Origin of the sequence: Paraferrimonas haliotis, assembly GCF_002282895.1 — a bacterium.
GTDB classification, from domain to species: domain Bacteria; phylum Pseudomonadota; class Gammaproteobacteria; order Enterobacterales; family Shewanellaceae; genus Paraferrimonas; species Paraferrimonas haliotis.
In genome coordinates this window covers 24,637-42,117 of record NZ_NRRB01000008.1, presented here as the reverse complement: position 1 = coordinate 42,117, position 17,481 = coordinate 24,637, and the positions used below count along the sequence as shown (strand labels likewise).

The 17,481-nt window shown below is 44.3% G+C and carries 17 protein-coding genes; 16 read left to right on the top strand and 1 reads right to left on the bottom strand.

Annotation, left to right across the window (positions count from 1 at the left end):
- The first annotated feature begins 53 nt into the window (after nt 1-53).
- From mnmE to glmU, 16 genes are all read left to right on the top strand, one after another.
- Nucleotides 54-1,424 (top strand): tRNA uridine-5-carboxymethylaminomethyl(34) synthesis GTPase MnmE, encoded by a 1,371-nt coding sequence (mnmE, locus tag CLC91_RS13880; protein ID WP_095500560.1) that lies wholly within the window; start codon nt 54-56, stop codon nt 1,422-1,424.
- Between the two features lie 12 nt (nt 1,425-1,436).
- A complete protein-coding gene (gene mioC, locus CLC91_RS13875) occupies nt 1,437-1,868 on the top strand; it encodes an FMN-binding protein MioC (protein ID WP_095499570.1) in 432 nt (143 codons plus the stop codon).
- A 442-nt stretch (nt 1,869-2,310) separates the two neighbouring features.
- On the top strand, nt 2,311-4,200 hold the full coding sequence (mnmG, locus tag CLC91_RS13870; RefSeq protein ID WP_095500559.1) for a tRNA uridine-5-carboxymethylaminomethyl(34) synthesis enzyme MnmG: 1,890 nt from the start codon (nt 2,311-2,313) through the stop codon (nt 4,198-4,200).
- A gap of 86 nt (nt 4,201-4,286) precedes the next feature.
- Complete coding sequence (gene rsmG / locus CLC91_RS13865; protein ID WP_095500558.1) at nt 4,287-4,925, top strand: 16S rRNA (guanine(527)-N(7))-methyltransferase RsmG; 639 nt, start codon at nt 4,287-4,289, stop codon at nt 4,923-4,925.
- 4 nt (nt 4,926-4,929) lie between these two features.
- The gene (locus CLC91_RS13860; RefSeq protein WP_095499568.1) at nt 4,930-5,721 is read left to right on the top strand and encodes a ParA family protein; all 792 of its coding nucleotides are present in this window, start codon (nt 4,930-4,932) and stop codon (nt 5,719-5,721) included.
- A 6-nt stretch (nt 5,722-5,727) separates the two neighbouring features.
- Nucleotides 5,728-6,612 (top strand): ParB/RepB/Spo0J family partition protein, encoded by an 885-nt coding sequence (locus tag CLC91_RS13855; RefSeq protein ID WP_095499567.1) that lies wholly within the window; start codon nt 5,728-5,730, stop codon nt 6,610-6,612.
- A 221-nt stretch (nt 6,613-6,833) separates the two neighbouring features.
- Complete coding sequence (locus CLC91_RS13850; protein WP_095499566.1) at nt 6,834-7,220, top strand: ATP synthase subunit I; 387 nt, start codon at nt 6,834-6,836, stop codon at nt 7,218-7,220.
- A gap of 12 nt (nt 7,221-7,232) precedes the next feature.
- Nucleotides 7,233-8,024 carry a F0F1 ATP synthase subunit A gene (gene atpB, locus CLC91_RS13845; protein WP_095499565.1) on the top strand — a complete coding sequence of 264 codons (792 nt, stop codon included), beginning with the start codon at nt 7,233-7,235 and terminating at the stop codon, nt 8,022-8,024.
- Nucleotides 8,025-8,098: 74 nt separating this feature from the next.
- The gene (gene atpE, locus CLC91_RS13840; RefSeq protein ID WP_095499564.1) at nt 8,099-8,350 is read left to right on the top strand and encodes a F0F1 ATP synthase subunit C; all 252 of its coding nucleotides are present in this window, start codon (nt 8,099-8,101) and stop codon (nt 8,348-8,350) included.
- A gap of 38 nt (nt 8,351-8,388) precedes the next feature.
- Nucleotides 8,389-8,859, top strand: coding sequence for a F0F1 ATP synthase subunit B (gene atpF / locus CLC91_RS13835; protein WP_095499563.1), 471 nt, complete (start codon nt 8,389-8,391; stop codon nt 8,857-8,859).
- A gap of 14 nt (nt 8,860-8,873) precedes the next feature.
- A complete protein-coding gene (gene atpH, locus CLC91_RS13830; protein ID WP_095499562.1) occupies nt 8,874-9,407 on the top strand; it encodes a F0F1 ATP synthase subunit delta in 534 nt (177 codons plus the stop codon).
- Nucleotides 9,408-9,421: 14 nt separating this feature from the next.
- Entirely contained in the window at nt 9,422-10,963 is a 1,542-nt protein-coding gene (atpA, locus tag CLC91_RS13825) for a F0F1 ATP synthase subunit alpha (RefSeq protein WP_095499561.1), read from the top strand.
- A 44-nt stretch (nt 10,964-11,007) separates the two neighbouring features.
- Nucleotides 11,008-11,868 carry a F0F1 ATP synthase subunit gamma gene (gene atpG / locus CLC91_RS13820; RefSeq protein ID WP_095499560.1) on the top strand — a complete coding sequence of 287 codons (861 nt, stop codon included), beginning with the start codon at nt 11,008-11,010 and terminating at the stop codon, nt 11,866-11,868.
- Nucleotides 11,869-11,902: 34 nt separating this feature from the next.
- On the top strand, nt 11,903-13,291 hold the full coding sequence (atpD, locus tag CLC91_RS13815) for a F0F1 ATP synthase subunit beta (RefSeq protein ID WP_095499559.1): 1,389 nt from the start codon (nt 11,903-11,905) through the stop codon (nt 13,289-13,291).
- A 17-nt stretch (nt 13,292-13,308) separates the two neighbouring features.
- Nucleotides 13,309-13,734 carry a F0F1 ATP synthase subunit epsilon gene (locus CLC91_RS13810; protein ID WP_095499558.1) on the top strand — a complete coding sequence of 142 codons (426 nt, stop codon included), beginning with the start codon at nt 13,309-13,311 and terminating at the stop codon, nt 13,732-13,734.
- Between the two features lie 95 nt (nt 13,735-13,829).
- A complete protein-coding gene (gene glmU, locus CLC91_RS13805) occupies nt 13,830-15,191 on the top strand; it encodes a bifunctional UDP-N-acetylglucosamine diphosphorylase/glucosamine-1-phosphate N-acetyltransferase GlmU (protein ID WP_095499557.1) in 1,362 nt (453 codons plus the stop codon).
- 66 nt (nt 15,192-15,257) lie between these two features.
- Here glmU and CLC91_RS13800 read toward each other — a convergent pair whose 3' ends face one another.
- A complete protein-coding gene (locus tag CLC91_RS13800) occupies nt 15,258-17,417 on the bottom strand; it encodes a TonB-dependent receptor (protein ID WP_408634234.1) in 2,160 nt (719 codons plus the stop codon).
- Nucleotides 17,418-17,481: the final 64 nt, after the last annotated feature.

The following is a 17,481-nucleotide window of genomic DNA, read 5'->3' as shown; positions in this document are numbered from 1 at the left end:
CCAAAAAGGCGACCAAACGGTCGCCTTTTTTAATTGTATTTTTGAGACAGCATATGACCCCAAATCAGCAGGATACAATCGTTGCTCAAGCCACCGCACCAGGACGTGGTGGCGTTGGTATCGTTCGAGTTTCTGGCCCACAAGCGACCACGGTCGCCACCAATATACTCGGATTATGCCCAAAACCGAGAATGGCTGAATATTTGCCATTCAAAGACAGTCACCAGCAACTGATAGACCAAGGCATCGCTCTATTCTTTAAAGGACCAAATTCCTTTACCGGCGAAGATGTGCTTGAGCTACAAGGCCATGGTGGACAAGTGGTTATGGACCTATTAATCCAAGCTGCGCTAGCAACTGCCAATGTCCGACCGGCTAAACCTGGCGAATTTAGTGAGCGTGCCTTTCTAAACGACAAGTTAGATTTGGCTCAAGCTGAGGCAATAGCCGATCTCATTGATGCGACCTCTGAACAAGCGGCAAAAAGTGCGCTTAATTCGTTGCAAGGGGAGTTTTCCAAGCAAGTAAATCAGTTGGTTGAACAAGTTACTTTGCTTCGTATCTATGTAGAGGCGGCCATTGATTTCCCTGAAGAAGAAGTCGACTTTCTCTCAGATGGCAAAATATCGTCAGATCTAAACGCAATAATTAGCAGGTTGTCTGAAGTGCAGCAACAAGCCAGTCAGGGAGCGCTAATCAGAGAAGGAATGAAAGTAGTGATTGCCGGTCGCCCTAACGCCGGTAAATCGAGCTTACTCAATGCGTTAGCGGGTAAAGAATCGGCTATTGTAACCGATATTGCAGGGACTACCCGTGACGTACTAAGAGAACAAATTCACTTAGATGGAATGCCCTTACATATTATTGATACCGCTGGTTTGCGAGATGCGCGCGATGCGGTAGAACGCATAGGAATCGAAAAAGCTTGGGAAGAAATAGAACAAGCCGATCGCGTTCTATTTATGGTTGATGGCACAACCACCGATGAATTAGATCCCGTGAAAGTTTGGCCTGAATTTATAGCGAAACTTCCCAACAATATTGGGTTAACCGTCATAAGGAATAAAGCAGACATTACAGGAGAAGAATTGGGGGTTGTAACAGACCATGGCCACCCGGTTTATAAATTGTCGGTTAAAACAGGACTCGGTCTGCAAAGCTTACGACAGCATTTAAAAGACTGTATGGGATATCAAGGCTCAACCGAAGGCGGCTTCAGCGCTCGACGCCGTCATATTGATGCGTTAAACGAAGCCGAAGAGCACCTACAACTAGGAAAACAACAACTCGAGATATACCAAGCCGGTGAGCTACTTGCCGAAGAACTTCGTATGACTCAACAAGCGCTTAGTGAGATAACGGGTGAATTTACATCTGACGATTTACTTGGCCGTATTTTTACCTCGTTTTGCATTGGGAAATAGGAAGTTTAATTTATGGAAATTATTGTAGGCAGTACCCTAGGTAACGCCGAGTTTATCGCGGATGAAATTAGTGATTTGTGTAGTCAATATGACATTTATAATGAAGTTCACACGAGTCCGAACCTTTCAGAACTGTCACTTGATACACCTTGGTTGGTTATAACATCTACCCATGGAGCAGGCGATTTACCCGATAATTTGCAGCCCTTTTTTGACCATTTAACTCAATCAAAACCGTGTTTAAGCAAGCTTAAATTTGCAGTTATTGCGATAGGTGATTCCAGTTACGATACCTTTTGCTACGCTGGTAAGAAAATGGAAGGTTTGCTTCTCGATCTTGGTGCTAAACCCATTGTGGATAAGATCGAAATAGATGTACAAGTACATCCGACCCCTGAGGATATCGCGACATCATGGGCTTCTCAGTGGATCCCCAACCAATAAAATGAGCATAATTTATTAATTATTCACAACATTAACTCAATTTACCCCCAAATAACGTTATTAGCGATCATTTCCTGTGAATAAAAAAATTTAACTCTCACCTATCAGTTGAATAGATCTGTGGATAGATCCTCTTCAAATTTTGCCTGTGCATAAAAGTGCTTTTTGATCCCAAGTTTAAGGCACTTTGATCCAAGCTTATCCACAGCATAAATTCTCTGTAACTTAATGTATGTATTGATTTTTTTAAGTTACTAACAGAAAAACACCTCCTTAATAGGAATAATAACAAAAAGATCTATATAAAGATCTTAAGATCTATTAGCTGATCCGGCTTTGATCTCAAGATCTTATTCTGCGATCAGAAGATCGTGCACCCCGATGAGGTTAAGTGCTAGAATAGCTCCCTTATTTTATTGTTGTGTTTTTTATTGAGGATCTTATGCAGTTTCATGAGCATTTTGATGTGATCGTTGTAGGTGGAGGGCATGCTGGTACAGAAGCTGCACTTGCCGCATCTCGCATGGGATCAAAAACTTTATTGTTAACTCAAAATATAGACACGTTAGGACAAATGTCTTGTAACCCCGCCATTGGTGGTATTGGTAAAGGACATTTGGTCAAAGAAATTGATGCGCTTGGCGGGGCGATGGCTACCGCAATCGATCACGCAGGGATCCAATTTAGAACGCTTAATTCATCGAAAGGACCAGCCGTTAGAGCCACCCGTGCTCAAGCCGATCGCGCTTTGTACCGACAGGCAATTCAAGATCTGCTCCAACAACAGGAAAATCTTAGGATTTTTCAGCAAACAGTTGAAGACATAACACTGGATGGCGATCGCGTCAGTGGTGTTGTAACTCAAATGGGGCTCGCGTTCTCTGCTACCACGGTTGTTCTAACTGCCGGTACTTTTTTAGCCGGACAAATTCATATTGGCCTGGAAAATTATCAAGGCGGTCGTGCGGGTGATCCCGCTTCAATTGGACTCGCGGCCCGATTACGGGAATTGCCAATTAGAGTTGGCCGTTTAAAAACAGGGACTCCTCCAAGAATTGATAGCAAGTCCATTGATTTCTCTGTGATGCAGGAACAACCTGGCGATAATCCTACACCTGTATTTTCTTTTATAGGTAATCGATCACAACAGCCTCGACAAATCAGCTGTTTCATTACCCATACGAACGAACAAACTCACGATATTATCCGCTCTGGCTTAGACAGAAGCCCTATGTATTCTGGTGTGATTGAAGGCGTTGGACCGCGTTATTGCCCTTCCATAGAAGACAAAATAATGCGTTTTTCAGAGCGCAATTCCCATCAAATTTTTGTTGAACCCGAAGGGTTAACTACCTGCGAAATTTATCCAAATGGAATATCTACAAGTCTGCCATTTGACGTGCAGTTAAACTTAGTTCGTTCAATTAAAGGTTTCGAACAGGCCAATATAACTCGTCCAGGTTACGCCATTGAGTATGATTTTTTTGATCCAAGGGATCTGAAAAATACTATGGAAACTAAGTCCATCAAGGGGCTATTCTTTGCTGGACAAATCAATGGTACCACCGGTTATGAAGAAGCCGGTGCACAAGGACTGCTTGCTGGACTCAATGCGAGCTTACAAGCTCAAGATAAAGACAGTTGGAGCCCTCGTCGTGATGAAGGCTACTTGGGCGTTTTAATCGACGATTTATCGACACTCGGGACTAAAGAGCCTTATCGAATGTTTACCAGCCGAGCCGAATATAGATTACTACTTCGGGAAGACAATGCTGATTTACGATTAACTGAAATTGGTCGTAAATTAGGTCTTGTTGACGATCATCGTTGGGCTAAATTCAGCGAAAAACAAGAGCAAATAGAACTCGAATTACAACGTCTGAGAGCTCACTACGTTCATCCTAATTCACCTTTGGTTGAGCCTTTAAATCCTCACCTAACAAATAAAATATCGAGAGAAGCCAGTTTTGAAGAGCTGTTAAGGCGTCCTGATTTAGATTATCAACAATTGATGGCAATTGAAGGGTTTGGACCTGGGGTTGAAGACGATAAGGTGGCCGAACAAGTAGAAATTCAAGTGAAGTATGCGGGTTATATACAACGTCAGCAAGACGAAGTCGACAAAGCCATGCGTAATGAACACACTGGACTTCCACTGGATCTCGATTTTCAAGCTGTGCCTGGGTTATCAAATGAAGTGATAGCAAAACTTAATGAACATAAACCGGAAACCATAGGTCAAGCAAGCCGAATATCGGGAGTTACTCCGGCTGCAATTTCTATTTTGCTGGTTCATTTGAAAAAAATGGGTTTATTGAAGAAAGCGAGCTAGCGCAAACCTTACTGTTTTGCGCTTTCTTTCGGCGACGCTCAAGGTCATAATATTATGTTAGCTTAAATCAATTGAGTGTCGTTGCTTTGGAAAATATTTTAAAAACTGGCTTATCAGAGCTTTCTATAACGCTTTCAGGGAACCAACAACAGCAACTGATGGATTTCGTTGCATTGTTGGATAAATGGAATAAAGCCTACAATCTAACCTCGGTGCGCCAGCCGAAACAAATGATGATTCGCCATATTCTCGACAGTTTAGCCGTTTCAAAGCATTTACAAGGCGAACGCTTTATTGATGTAGGCACTGGTCCTGGTCTACCTGGGATCCCATTAGCCATCGTTAATCCAGAAAAACAATTTGTGTTGCTAGATAGCCTCGGCAAACGGGTTCGCTTTCAAAAACAAGTAATACACGAATTAAAATTGAACAATGTTGAGCCAATAAATTCAAGAGTGGAGCAATACCAGAGTAACTTGGGGTTTGATATGGTATTAAGTCGAGCATTTGCTTCTCTGAAAGACATGCTTGAGTGGTGTCAACATTTACCTAATGAACAAGGGTGCTTTTTGGCCTTGAAAGCCAACATAGAAGAACAAGAATTAACTGCAATTCAAGAGGAATTCAAAGTAAGGGAAGTCATTCCTTTACAAGTACCTTATCTTGATGAGCCAAGGCATTTAGTATCCATAAGCCGAAGCTCGGCACAATCCTTAGAAGGATGATTAAGTGGGAAAAGTCATAGCAGTTGCCAATCAAAAAGGCGGCGTAGGTAAAACCACGACATGCGTGAATTTGGCGGCATCGCTTGCGGCTACGCGTCGTAAAGTGTTAGTTATTGATCTGGATCCTCAAGGTAATGCCACCATGGGCAGTGGTGTGGATAAATATCAAACCCCGACAACAGCCTATGAATTATTGATCGATGAAAAACCGATCCACGACGTCGTTATCAAAGAAACTTCCGGTAAATATGATTTAATTGCTGCCAATGGAGATGTAACCGCGGCAGAAATTAAATTAATGGAATGTTTTGCGCGCGAGGTTCGGTTGCGAAATGCGCTAGCGCCTGTGCGTGATTACTACGATTTTATTTTCATCGATTGCCCACCATCATTGAATATGTTGACTGTTAACGCGATGTCCGCCGCTGATTCCGTGCTGGTACCTATGCAATGTGAATATTATGCTCTTGAGGGCATAACAGCTTTGCTCGATACCATAGGAAAGTTGGCGAGTGTAGTGAATCCTGGGTTAGAGATAGAGGGAATACTTCGCACCATGTATGATCCCAGAAATCGATTGGCGAATGACGTTTCCGATCAGTTAAAAGGGCATTTTGGTGATAAAGTATATCGTACCGTGATTCCCAGAAACGTACGTTTAGCTGAAGCACCGAGTTTTGGAGCTCCTGCTATGTATTATGAAAAATCCAGTGCGGGAGCTAAAGCTTATCTCGCTCTAGCGGGTGAAATGTTGCGCCGTTCTGAGCAAAAATTTGAATCCACAGAAGCTGAGTAAATAATTATGACAGTTAAGAAAAGAGGCTTAGGAAAAGGACTAGAAGCACTGCTAAGTACTAGTCATGCTGCTCATAAAAAACAAGTTGAACTCTCTAACTCTGAAAGGCAAAACTCAGCGGAAGTTTTAATAAATTTAGACATTGAACAACTGCGCCCCGGTAAATATCAACCGCGCAAAGATATGTCAGCAGAAGCGCTTGATGAATTGACCGAATCGATTAAAGCGCAAGGTATTATTCAGCCTATTGTTGTGCGCCAAATAGGCGATCAAAGCTACGAAATTATTGCGGGTGAACGACGTTGGCGCGCCGCGCAAGCGGCCAAGCTCAGTTCAGTACCGACCATCGTTAAAGCGGTGGAAGACGAAGCCGCTGTAGCCATTGCCTTAATAGAGAATATTCAACGAGAAGACTTAAATGCGATGGAAGAAGCCATAGCATTGCAACGCTTAATGGATGAATTTTCAATGACGCACCAGCAAGTGGCTGAAGCAGTTGGTAAGTCTCGTTCGACAGTTTCAAATTTATTACGCCTAAATGCGTTAGAAAGTAATGTAAAAGTAATGCTGGAGCATGGCGATATTGAAATGGGGCATGCTCGCGCGCTACTCGCGTTAACTGGAGTTGAGCAGGAAGATGCCGCTAGGCAAGTGGTTGCGAAAGATTTGAATGTTCGAGAGACAGAACGATTGGTTCACATGATTCAAAGCCCGTCGGTTAAATCGGCCAAAGCGGAAGCGGATCCAGATATTTTGAACCTACAAACTAAGCTTTCCGAGCAATTTGGAGCAAAAGTGCAAATAAAGCACACAAAGCGCGGTAAAGGCAAGTTGGTTATAGACTATGCTGATCTCGCCCATCTTGACGGTATTCTGTCTAAACTCTCTTAATTTCAGGATTATTAGATCCAGTTAAAAGGTTACACCCAACAATGTGTGACCTTAATCCAACTATTCTCTACAAATATTGACCTATATATGATTTTTTCACCCTGCTAAAGTTGCATAAAAGGGCTGAACAGGTATACTTTCGCATGCTTTTTAGCTGTGTCTTTGAAACAAAACGACAATATTTTTAAAGACTAAAAAGTACGATTTCGGAGAAGTGGATTTTGACAAACAAATTGGCTGAAAGAGGCCGAAAATCAGCATATAAGCTGGTTTTTATCCAAACTATAGCAGTCGCGATTGTCAGTGTCGGTTTTTTCGTATTAATGGGAGTTGATGCAGGTATTTCGGCCTTTTGGGGCGGGATAATTGCAGTAGTTCCTAATTTTATATTCGCGACCTTAGCTTTCGCCCATGCGGGTGCAAGTTCGGCCAGTAAAGTTGTTAAGACGTTTTACTGGGGGGAAGCGTTGAAGCTAATGCTGACTATGGCACTGTTTAGCACTGCATTTATCACATTCAAATCCATAGGGTTTATGCCTTTATTTGTGTGTTATGTTTGCGGCTTACTTGTGCACTGGACAGCTCCTTTATACTTCAAGCAAAAGTAAGTGGGATGAATCATGGCTGCAAATGGTGAACTAACACCGCAGTACTACATCGAACATCACTTGACTAACCTTAAGGTTGGTGAAGGATTTTGGACGTGGCACATTGATTCATTGCTCTTTTCGGTTGGCTTAGGTGTTTTATTCCTGTGGCTTTTCTATTCTGTTGCTAAAAAAGCGACCACCGGCGTTCCTGGCAAACTTCAATGTTTTGTCGAAATGATCGTCGAATTTGTCGATAGCAGCGTGAAAGAATCGTTTCACGGTAAAAATGCGCTAATTGCTCCGCTTGCACTAACAGTGTTTGTTTGGATTTTCCTAATGAACCTGATGGATTTGATACCGGTTGACTATTTGCCAGAATTGGCAATGGCCATGGGCGTACCATATCTTAAAATTGTGCCAAGCACCGACTTGAACATCACCTTCAGCTTAGCGCTAGGTGTGTTTGTGCTGATTGTTTATTACAGCATTAAAGTCAAGGGTATTGGCGGATTTACTAAGGAATTGACATTGCAGCCGTTTAACCACTGGGCAATGATTCCTGTTAACTTCATTCTGGAGACTGTTACTTTAATTGCGAAGCCAATTTCTTTGGCACTTCGTCTTTTCGGTAATATGTATGCAGGTGAATTGATCTTCATCCTTATTGCGCTGATGTATTCTGCCAACTATGCGATTGCAGCTCTAGGTGTAACTTTGCACTTAGGTTGGGCAATCTTCCATATTTTGGTAATTACGTTGCAAGCGTTTATCTTCATGATGCTGACTATCGTTTATTTAAGTCTGGCTCACGAAGATCATTAAGGATTGCTAGAAGATTTTTTATTGTTTAATTACTAAATCATCAACAAACAAAGATTTAGATACTGGAGATACTGATGGAAACTGTACTGGGCTTTACTGCAATTGCTGTTGCTCTTCTAATTGGTATGGGTGCGTTGGGTACTGCAATCGGTTTCGGCTTACTAGGTGGTAAATTCCTAGAAGGCGCTGCTCGTCAACCTGAAATGGCTCCTATGCTACAGGTTAAAATGTTCATTGTTGCGGGTCTATTGGATGCTGTAACTATGATCGGTGTTGGTATTGCACTATACATGCTATTTACCAACCCTCTTGGTGCAATGCTTTAATAAACGCTGCTGTCTTAACCTAACATAGGAGGTGCTGTGTGAATATCGGAGCAACCTTACTCGGTCAGACGATAGCTTTTGTCCTTTTCGTATGGTTCTGCATGAAGTTTGTGTGGCCACCATTACTGGCTTCTATTGAAGAACGCCAAAAAAGGATTGCTGACGGTCTGTCTGATGCAGAACGTGCAGCCAAGGACCTAGAGTTGGCTCAGCAGAAAGCGACTGAGCAACTTAAAGAAGCTAAGGTTCAAGCGGGTGAAATTATCGAGCAAGCGAACAAACGCAAAGCTCAGATAGTAGACGAAGCAAAAACCGAAGCGGACGCTGAGCGCGCTAAAATTATCGCGCAAGGCCAAGCAGAAATTGAAGCTGAACGTAATCGTGTCAAAGAGGAGTTGCGTAAGCAACTAGCTACTCTCGCTGTAACCGGCGCAGAGAAGATCCTTGAACGTTCGATTGACGAAGCTGCACACAACGACATAGTTGAGAAACTTGTCGCTGAAATTTGATGAGGACTTGAGTTATGGCTGAATTAAATACCATTGCTCGTCCATACGCAAAAGCAGCTTTTGATTTTGCCGTTGAGAACAAGTCGGTAGATGAGTGGCAGCAAATGCTGACATTCGCCGCCATGGTATCGGAAAACGACGCCATTGCTGGAATGCTATCTGGCACTATCGCCGCCGAAAAATTGGCTGAAATTTTCAACCAAGTTTGCGGTGAGCAAGTCAATGAGCACGGTCAAAACCTTATTAAGGTAATGGCTGAAAACGGACGTTTACAAACGCTACCTGCTGTTGCAGAGCTTTTTGCGGATTACCGCAATGAGTGGGCCAAAGAAGTAGAAGCCGAAGTGGTTTCCGCTACTGAATTAAGTGCCGCACAACAACAGCAAATTAGTGACTCTTTAGAGAAACGTTTAGCACGCAAAGTTAAGCTGAACTGTAGCATTAATGCTGAATTGGTCGCCGGTGTTGTCATAAAGGCAGGTGACTTAGTAATTGATGGTTCGGTACGAGGCAAACTAGAACGCCTCGCCGATAATCTGCAGTCGTAATTGGGGATTTGAGCATGCAACTGAATTCCACTGAAATCAGCGATCTGATTAAACAGCGGATTGAGCAGTTTGATGTTGTGAGCGAAGCTCGCAACGAAGGTACTATCGTTGCCGTAAGTGACGGTATTATTCGCATCCACGGCATGGCTGACGCTATGCAAGGTGAGATGATTGAACTGCCTGGTAACCGCTACGCAATCGCGCTGAACCTGGAACGTGATTCCGTCGGTGCAGTAGTAATGGGCCCTTACGCCGATTTGGCGGAAGGCACTAAAGTAAAAACTACTGGCCGTATTCTGGAAGTTCCAGTCGGTAATGGTCTTTTAGGCCGCGTAGTAAACACCTTGGGTGAGCCAATTGATGGTAAAGGCCCAATTGAGAATGATGGCTTCTCTCCTGTAGAAGTTATTGCTCCAGGTGTTATTGACCGTAAATCGGTTTCTCAACCGGTTCAAACCGGTTATAAAGCCGTTGACTCCATGATCCCAATCGGTCGTGGTCAACGTGAATTGGTGATTGGTGACCGTCAAACGGGTAAAACCGCATTGGCCATCGACGCCATCATTAACCAACGTGATTCTGGCATCAAGTGTGTATACGTTGCGGTAGGCCAAAAAGCTTCTACCATTGCAAACGTTGTACGTAAACTTGAAGAACACGGTGCACTGGACAACACCATTGTTGTTGTAGCCTCTGCTTCAGAAGCAGCTGCTTTACAATACCTAGCGCCATACTCTGGTTGCTCAATGGGTGAATACTTCCGTGACCGTGGTGAAGATTCATTGATCGTATACGATGACTTGTCTAAGCAAGCTGTAGCGTATCGTCAAATTTCACTATTGTTGAAACGTCCACCAGGCCGTGAAGCCTACCCAGGTGATGTTTTCTACTTGCACTCACGTTTGTTAGAGCGTGCTTCACGCGTAAACGAAGCGTATGTAGAGAAGTTCACTAACGGTGAAGTGAAAGGCAAGACCGGTTCTTTAACCGCTCTACCTATCATTGAAACTCAAGCGGGTGACGTATCAGCATTCGTACCAACCAACGTAATTTCGATTACCGACGGTCAGATTTTCTTGGAAACTGACTTGTTTAACTCTGGCTTACGTCCAGCGGTTAACCCAGGTATCTCGGTATCTCGTGTTGGTGGTGCAGCTCAAACTAAGATCATCAAGAAGCTGTCTGGTGGTATTCGTACTGCATTGGCTCAATACCGTGAATTGGCTGCGTTCTCGCAGTTTGCATCGGATCTTGATGAAGCGACTCGTGCTCAGCTAGAGCATGGTGAGCGAGTTACCGAACTGATGAAGCAAAAGCAATACGCTCCTATGAGTGTTGCTGATCAGGCTGTTTCTATTTTTGCGGCTGAAAAGGGTTACCTCAAAGCTGTTGAAGTAGCAAAAGTCGGTGATTTCGAAGCCTCTCTACTGTCTTACATGAACAGTGAGCATGCGGAACTGATTTCAACTATCAATGCCTCGGGTGATTATAACTCGGACATCGAAGCTCAGTTGAAAGCCGCACTCGATAAGTTTGTGGAAACCCAAACCTGGTAAGACATAATGTTGAATAAACGTTATGTCCGAATTGGAGAGTAGAGATGGCCGGCGCTAAAGAGATTAAGACAAAGATCGCGAGTGTTCAGAACACTCGTAAGATCACGTCCGCCATGGAAATGGTTGCTGCCAGTAAGATGCGTCGCGCTCAAGAGCGTATGGCAGCCAGCCGTCCTTATGCGGATAACATGCGTAAGGTGATTGGTCACGTAGCTCACGGTAATCTGGAATACAAGCATCCGTATCTTGTAGACAGAGAAGTGAAACGCGTTGGATACATCGTGGTTTCAACCGACCGTGGTCTTTGTGGCGGCCTCAACGTTAACCTATTTAAAAGCTTGGTTCGTGAAGTCAAAGAATATGATAGCCAAGGTGTCGAAGTGGAATTTGCCACTATCGGTAACCGTGCTGCATTGTTCTTTGATAGCTTTGGCGGCAACGTTAAAGCGCACACAGGCAATTTAGGTGACGCACCATCACTAACAGATCTTATTGGTACTGTTTCTGTGATGCTTGAGGCTTTCAACGAAGGCAAGCTGGACCGCTTATATGTTGTTTACAACCGTTTTGTAAATACCATGAAGCAAGAACCAGTGATCGATCAGCTGCTACCTCTGCCTAAGTCCGATGAAGAGGATATGTCTCATCATTGGGATTACATCTACGAGCCCGATCCAAAAGAACTTTTGGATCAGTTGTTGGTTCGCTATGTAGAGTCACAGGTTTATCAAGGCGTTGTAGATAACGTTGCATCTGAAATGGCTGCCCGAATGGTAGCGATGAAAGCGGCAACCGATAACGCTGGAGATCTGATTGATGGACTGCAATTGGTTTACAACAAGGCCCGTCAGGCTGCGATTACGCAAGAGCTGTCGGAAATTGTAAGTGGAGCCGCCGCAGTTTAGGCAAGGTAACTAATAAAGGTTTAGAGGATTAATCATGAGCACAGGTACTGTCGTCCAAGTTATTGGCGCGGTTGTGGACGTAGAGTTTCCACAAGATTCCGTACCTCAAGTATACGACGCGGTGAAAATCACTAGCGAAGGTGCGTGCCAAGGTCTAGTGCTGGAAGTCCAGCAACAGCTAGGCGGTGGTGTTGTACGTACGATTGCTATGGGTTCTACCGATGGTATGCGTCGTGGCCTGAACGTTGAAAATTCAGGCGCCCCAATCAGCGTTCCTGTTGGTACCCAAACTTTGGGTCGCATTATGAACGTATTGGGTGAACCAGTTGATGAAGCTGGCCCAATTGGTGAAGAAGAGCGTTATCAAATTCACCGTGAAGCCCCTTCATATGAAGATCAGTCTAATGAAACTGAACTTCTAGAAACCGGTATTAAGGTTATTGACCTAGTTTGTCCATTCGCTAAGGGTGGTAAAGTTGGTCTGTTTGGTGGTGCTGGTGTTGGTAAGACCGTTAACATGATGGAACTTATTAACAACATCGCTAAGGCCCACTCGGGTCTGTCAGTATTCGCCGGTGTAGGTGAGCGTACTCGTGAGGGTAACGACTTCTACTACGAGATGGAAGAATCTGGCGTACTAGACAAAGTAGCCATGGTATACGGTCAGATGAACGAGCCACCAGGCAACCGCTTGCGTGTAGCGTTGACCGGTCTAACAATGGCTGAGAAGTTCCGTGACGAAGGTAAAGACGTATTGTTGTTCGTTGACAACATTTATCGTTACACCTTGGCCGGTACCGAAGTATCAGCATTGCTAGGTCGTATGCCGTCAGCGGTAGGTTATCAGCCAACATTGGCAGAAGAAATGGGTGTTCTGCAAGAACGTATTACTTCTACCAAAACCGGCTCTATTACCTCTGTTCAAGCGGTATACGTACCAGCGGATGACTTGACTGACCCGTCTCCAGCAACAACGTTTGCTCACTTAGACGCGACCGTTGTATTGAGTCGTGACATCGCCGCACGTGGTATTTACCCAGCGATTGACCCATTGGATTCTACTTCACGTCAGCTAGATCCATTGGTTGTTGGTCAAGAGCACTATGAAGTTGCTCGTGGCGTTCAGAACGTAACTCAGCGCTTTAAAGAGCTAAAAGACATTATTGCCATTCTTGGTATGGATGAACTATCTGATGAAGATAAGATGGTTGTATCTCGTGCCCGTAAGATTGAGCGTTTCTTGTCTCAGCCGTTCTTCGTAGCTGAAGTATTTACCGGTTCACCTGGTAAGTACGTATCATTAAAAGACACCATTGCTGGCTTTAAAGGTCTGCTTAATGGTGATTACGATGATATTCCAGAACAAGCTTTCTACATGGTTGGTACCATTGACGAAGCTTTGGAAAAAGCGAAGAAAGCTTAACCCGATAGGAGATGGAGATGGCAGCTATGACTGTACATTTGGATGTGGTAAGCGCTGAGAAGGCTATCTTCTCTGGTCGTGTTGAACACCTTCAAGTGACTGGTAGTGAGGGTGAAATTGGTGTTAAGCCAGGTCACGCTCCATTGCTGACTACCATCAAACCTGGAATGGTGCGCCTTGTTAAACAAAACGGAGAAGAAGAAGTTATCTACTTGTCCGGTGGTGTTTTAGAGGTGCAACCTTCATCTGTAAGCATTCTTGCAGATGTGGCATTGCGTGCCGATGAAATCGATCAGCAAGCAGCAGAGAAAGCCAAGCGTCAAGCTGAAGAAGCAATTGCGAATGCAGGTGCGGACTTCAACTACGCTGAAGCTGCCATTGAGTTGGCTAGCGCGGTTGCTCAGTTGCGAGCTATCGAACAAATCAAGAAGCATACCAGATAATTGACGGTAGACTGATGAAGGCGACCTTAGGGTCGCCTTTACTTTTTTAAGCGCATATAATTGCCGCAATTACTTATTTTGCAGTAGGCACTAATATGACATTAAAGGTCGTTATTCTGGCAGCGGGTAAAGGTACCCGCATGAAATCTAACCTTCCTAAAGTTCTTCATCCCGTTGCTAAAAAGCCTATGGTCGAACACGTTATTGATGCGGCCAATCAGCTCAATGCAGAGCAAATTCTACTTGTTTATGGTCATGGTGGTGAACAAATGCGGCAGCGTCTGTCGCACCGACAAGTTAGTTGGGTCCATCAAGCACAACAGCTAGGTACCGGCCATGCAGTTGCTCAGGCGCTTGAGCATATTAATGATGACGACCAAGTGCTGGTGTTATACGGCGATGCACCACTGATTACAGCAGCGACTTTACAACGTCTTCTAGCTTCTCAGCCAAGCGGAGGAGCTGCTTTGCTGACAGCTATTATGGACGATCCAACGGGTTACGGTCGTATTATTAGAGAAAATGGCAAAGTGGTGGCAAACGTTGAGCAAAAAGACGCTTCACCTGAACAGGCAGCCATCAAAGAGGTTAATACCGGCTTTGTTTGCGCCGATGGCAAATCCATGCATGCTTGGTTATCTAAATTGTCTAATAACAATGCCCAAGGCGAATACTATCTCACTGACATCATTGCCATGGCCCACCAGCAAGGAAATGGTGTTGTGCCAGTCACTACAGACGACTTAATGGAAGTTGAAGGCGCCAATAATCGCGTGCAACTGTCCGCTTTAGAACGAGCTTACCAAGCTCGACAGGCAAACACTTTAATGCTTAATGGCGTCACTTTAGCAGACCCTGCTCGTATTGATGTTCGCGGCGAAGTTGAAGCGGGACAGGATGTATTTATTGACGTCAACGTCGTTATCGAAGGTAAGGTTATCCTGGGTAATAATGTCTCCATTGGTACCGGAGCTGTTCTGATAGATTGTACTATTGCTGATAATGCCGTTATTAAGCCTTATTCCATTATAGAGTCTGCAGAAGTGGGCCCGAGTTGCAGTGCTGGTCCTTTTGCTCGCATGCGTCCGGGAGCTGTGTTAGTCAAAGACAGTCATATTGGCAATTTCGTTGAAATGAAGAAAGCAACCTTAGGAGAAGGCTCAAAGGCAGGTCATTTAAGCTACCTAGGGGATGCCACCATAGGGAATGGGGTCAATATTGGCTGTGGCACTATTACATGCAATTATGATGGCGCAAATAAGTTTCAAACCGTCATTGAAGATAACGTGTTTGTCGGCTCTGACACCCAACTCGTAGCACCGGTTACTATCGGAGCAAATGCGACATTAGCTGCCGGTTCAACCATTACTAAAAATGTAAATGCTGGGGAATTGGTGCTAACGCGAGTTAAACAGCGGCACATTCAAGGTTGGCAACGCCCCATAAAACAAAAGTAAAAAAAGGCCCACCAAAACGGTGGGCCAACGCTAAAAAGTTAGCAAGAGTAATACTAAATATTGGGTTTAGAAAGCCACAGAGTAGCTTACCGTCACCAACCTACCCCGACCTTTAAAGTAACGGCTATCGTTACCTACGGTTTGCGAGTAATAGGTGAAGTAGTCGGTATTAGTTAGGTTCTGCACTGCCAGGTTAACTTGGCCATATGACAAGGGTATTGCCAGAGATGCATCGAAAGTGGTGTATCCATGAAATGATGCCGTTACCGCATTATCTTTGTCTTTAAAGTCGCGGCTAAGAAACATATTGGCTTGAAGTCGCAGCGACATATCATTATCAAACATGCGAGCCCAGTATAAGTTAATCCGGTTTGGCGATATGTTGCTACCATCGAGATCGGTATCTAGAGTTCCGTCTTTATTAGAGTCGTATTTACCTTCGGTAAAGGCCATATTTACGCCCAAGTCATCTTGATCCGTAACATACCAAGTAGCAGACGCTTCTATGCCACGAATTTGATTTTCTTCACGCTTCACCTCATAAATGCCATCATCATTGCGTTGTAAGCGAGAACCAAAATCAGAGTGACTCACAAAGTAAGCGGCTTTAATCAACCAATCACCACCGGAATAGTCGAAACCAATGTCATAGTTGTCCGTTACAATCGGAGTAATCGATAGGTTGTCATCAATAGACGGGTTATTAATGAAGTTATTACCATCACGCAGCACTCGGCCTATATCGGGCATGCTAAAGCCTTGCGAGAAATTGGTATATAGACGCCATTGCTTATTCAATTGATAGTTCAAACCAAGGTTACCCAAGGTTTTAGAGAAATCAGGCGAGCCGCCTTTTACATCGACATAGCCACTGCCCCAAAGCGTCTTATAGTCATCCACAACCAACTTGGCGTGTTCATATCTAAGGCCACCGCTAACCGTTAGCTTAGAGGTAATGTTGTAATCAGCTTGAGCGTATCCAGCGATGTTGTCATAGCGGCTCTCTGGTACCCATTCGTATCCGGTAACGTATAGATCTTGTTTGGTGGTATCGCGAAATACGTCAACGCCGTAAGCCAATTTTACATTGCTATCGAACAAGTTGCGATTTAGAAAAGATACTTTAAGCCCAAGTTTGTTGGAGTGGTTTTGTGATTGCTCGTAATAAAGCGTCTCACCATTGTCGCCTGTACCACACGGGGTTACCTGGTCGCTGCCTTCAAACTCTGGGTTGTAAAAACTCGCCCAACAACCACCACCATACAAAGCTTTAAAGTTTTGGCTAAAGGCTTGGATGTTCATTTGTTGGCCAAAAATATCTTGATGGCTGTAATCAAGGCTTGCGGTAGTTACGGTATTGTTAGCCGCTTCCCATGGTTGAGGAGACTTTTCGGCTCCCGTAGGGATTCCGTTATCTTTGTCGCCATTAACGGTCATCCAATCGCCATTATTTTTTATTTGATAGTGGCTGGCCATGAATTGTAAGCGAGATTCGTCAAAATCTTTACCGACTTTAATAAAGCCATTGGCACTTTGACTGTCCGCTGATTCGCCTTGAGTAGTGTCCATACCGATTGGATTACCTTTGGCATCGTAATAAATACCTTCGTTACGATAGCTTATGGAACCCAATACATCGGTGCTATCGCCAGCAGCGGCAAAACTGTAGGTTGTAGCAAAACCAATACCATCAGAGCCGCCATCAGTGGGCGCAGAGGCTTCTAACGTAATGCGGTGCTCGGTTTCACCTTCAGCTTTTTTGGTGATGTAGTTAATGATACCGCCTTGAGCACCCATTCCATGCATGGCATTGGCACCGTGAATGATTTCAATGCGTTCGATCATTGCAGGGTCAATGGTTTTACCAGACCGTCCGCCATCTCTTAATGGGTTAGATTGAGGGACGCCATCGATCATGATCAAGGGCTTACGGCCGCGCAGCGTTTCACCGGTAGAGCTCATTTTTTGGCGGCTGGGAGAAAAGCCTGGCGCTAAATTTCCGATAATAGTTGAAAGGTCATTGGATACCGCAAGTTGCTGTTGCAGCTGTTCTTGGTCGATAACAGTAACCATATTTGGAATACTGCTAACCGGCTTATCCATTCGAGAAGCGCTTACCGTAATTCGTTCAATATGGCTATCATCAACTTGAGTTTCAGCGCTAACCGGCGTAGAAATTACCAGCACGGTTGCGACAGCTAGGGCTATTTTTGAATATTGTGACACAACTACTACCTACATCTTTATTTAAAAATGGATAATGGTATGGCAGTTAGTGAAATTACTACTG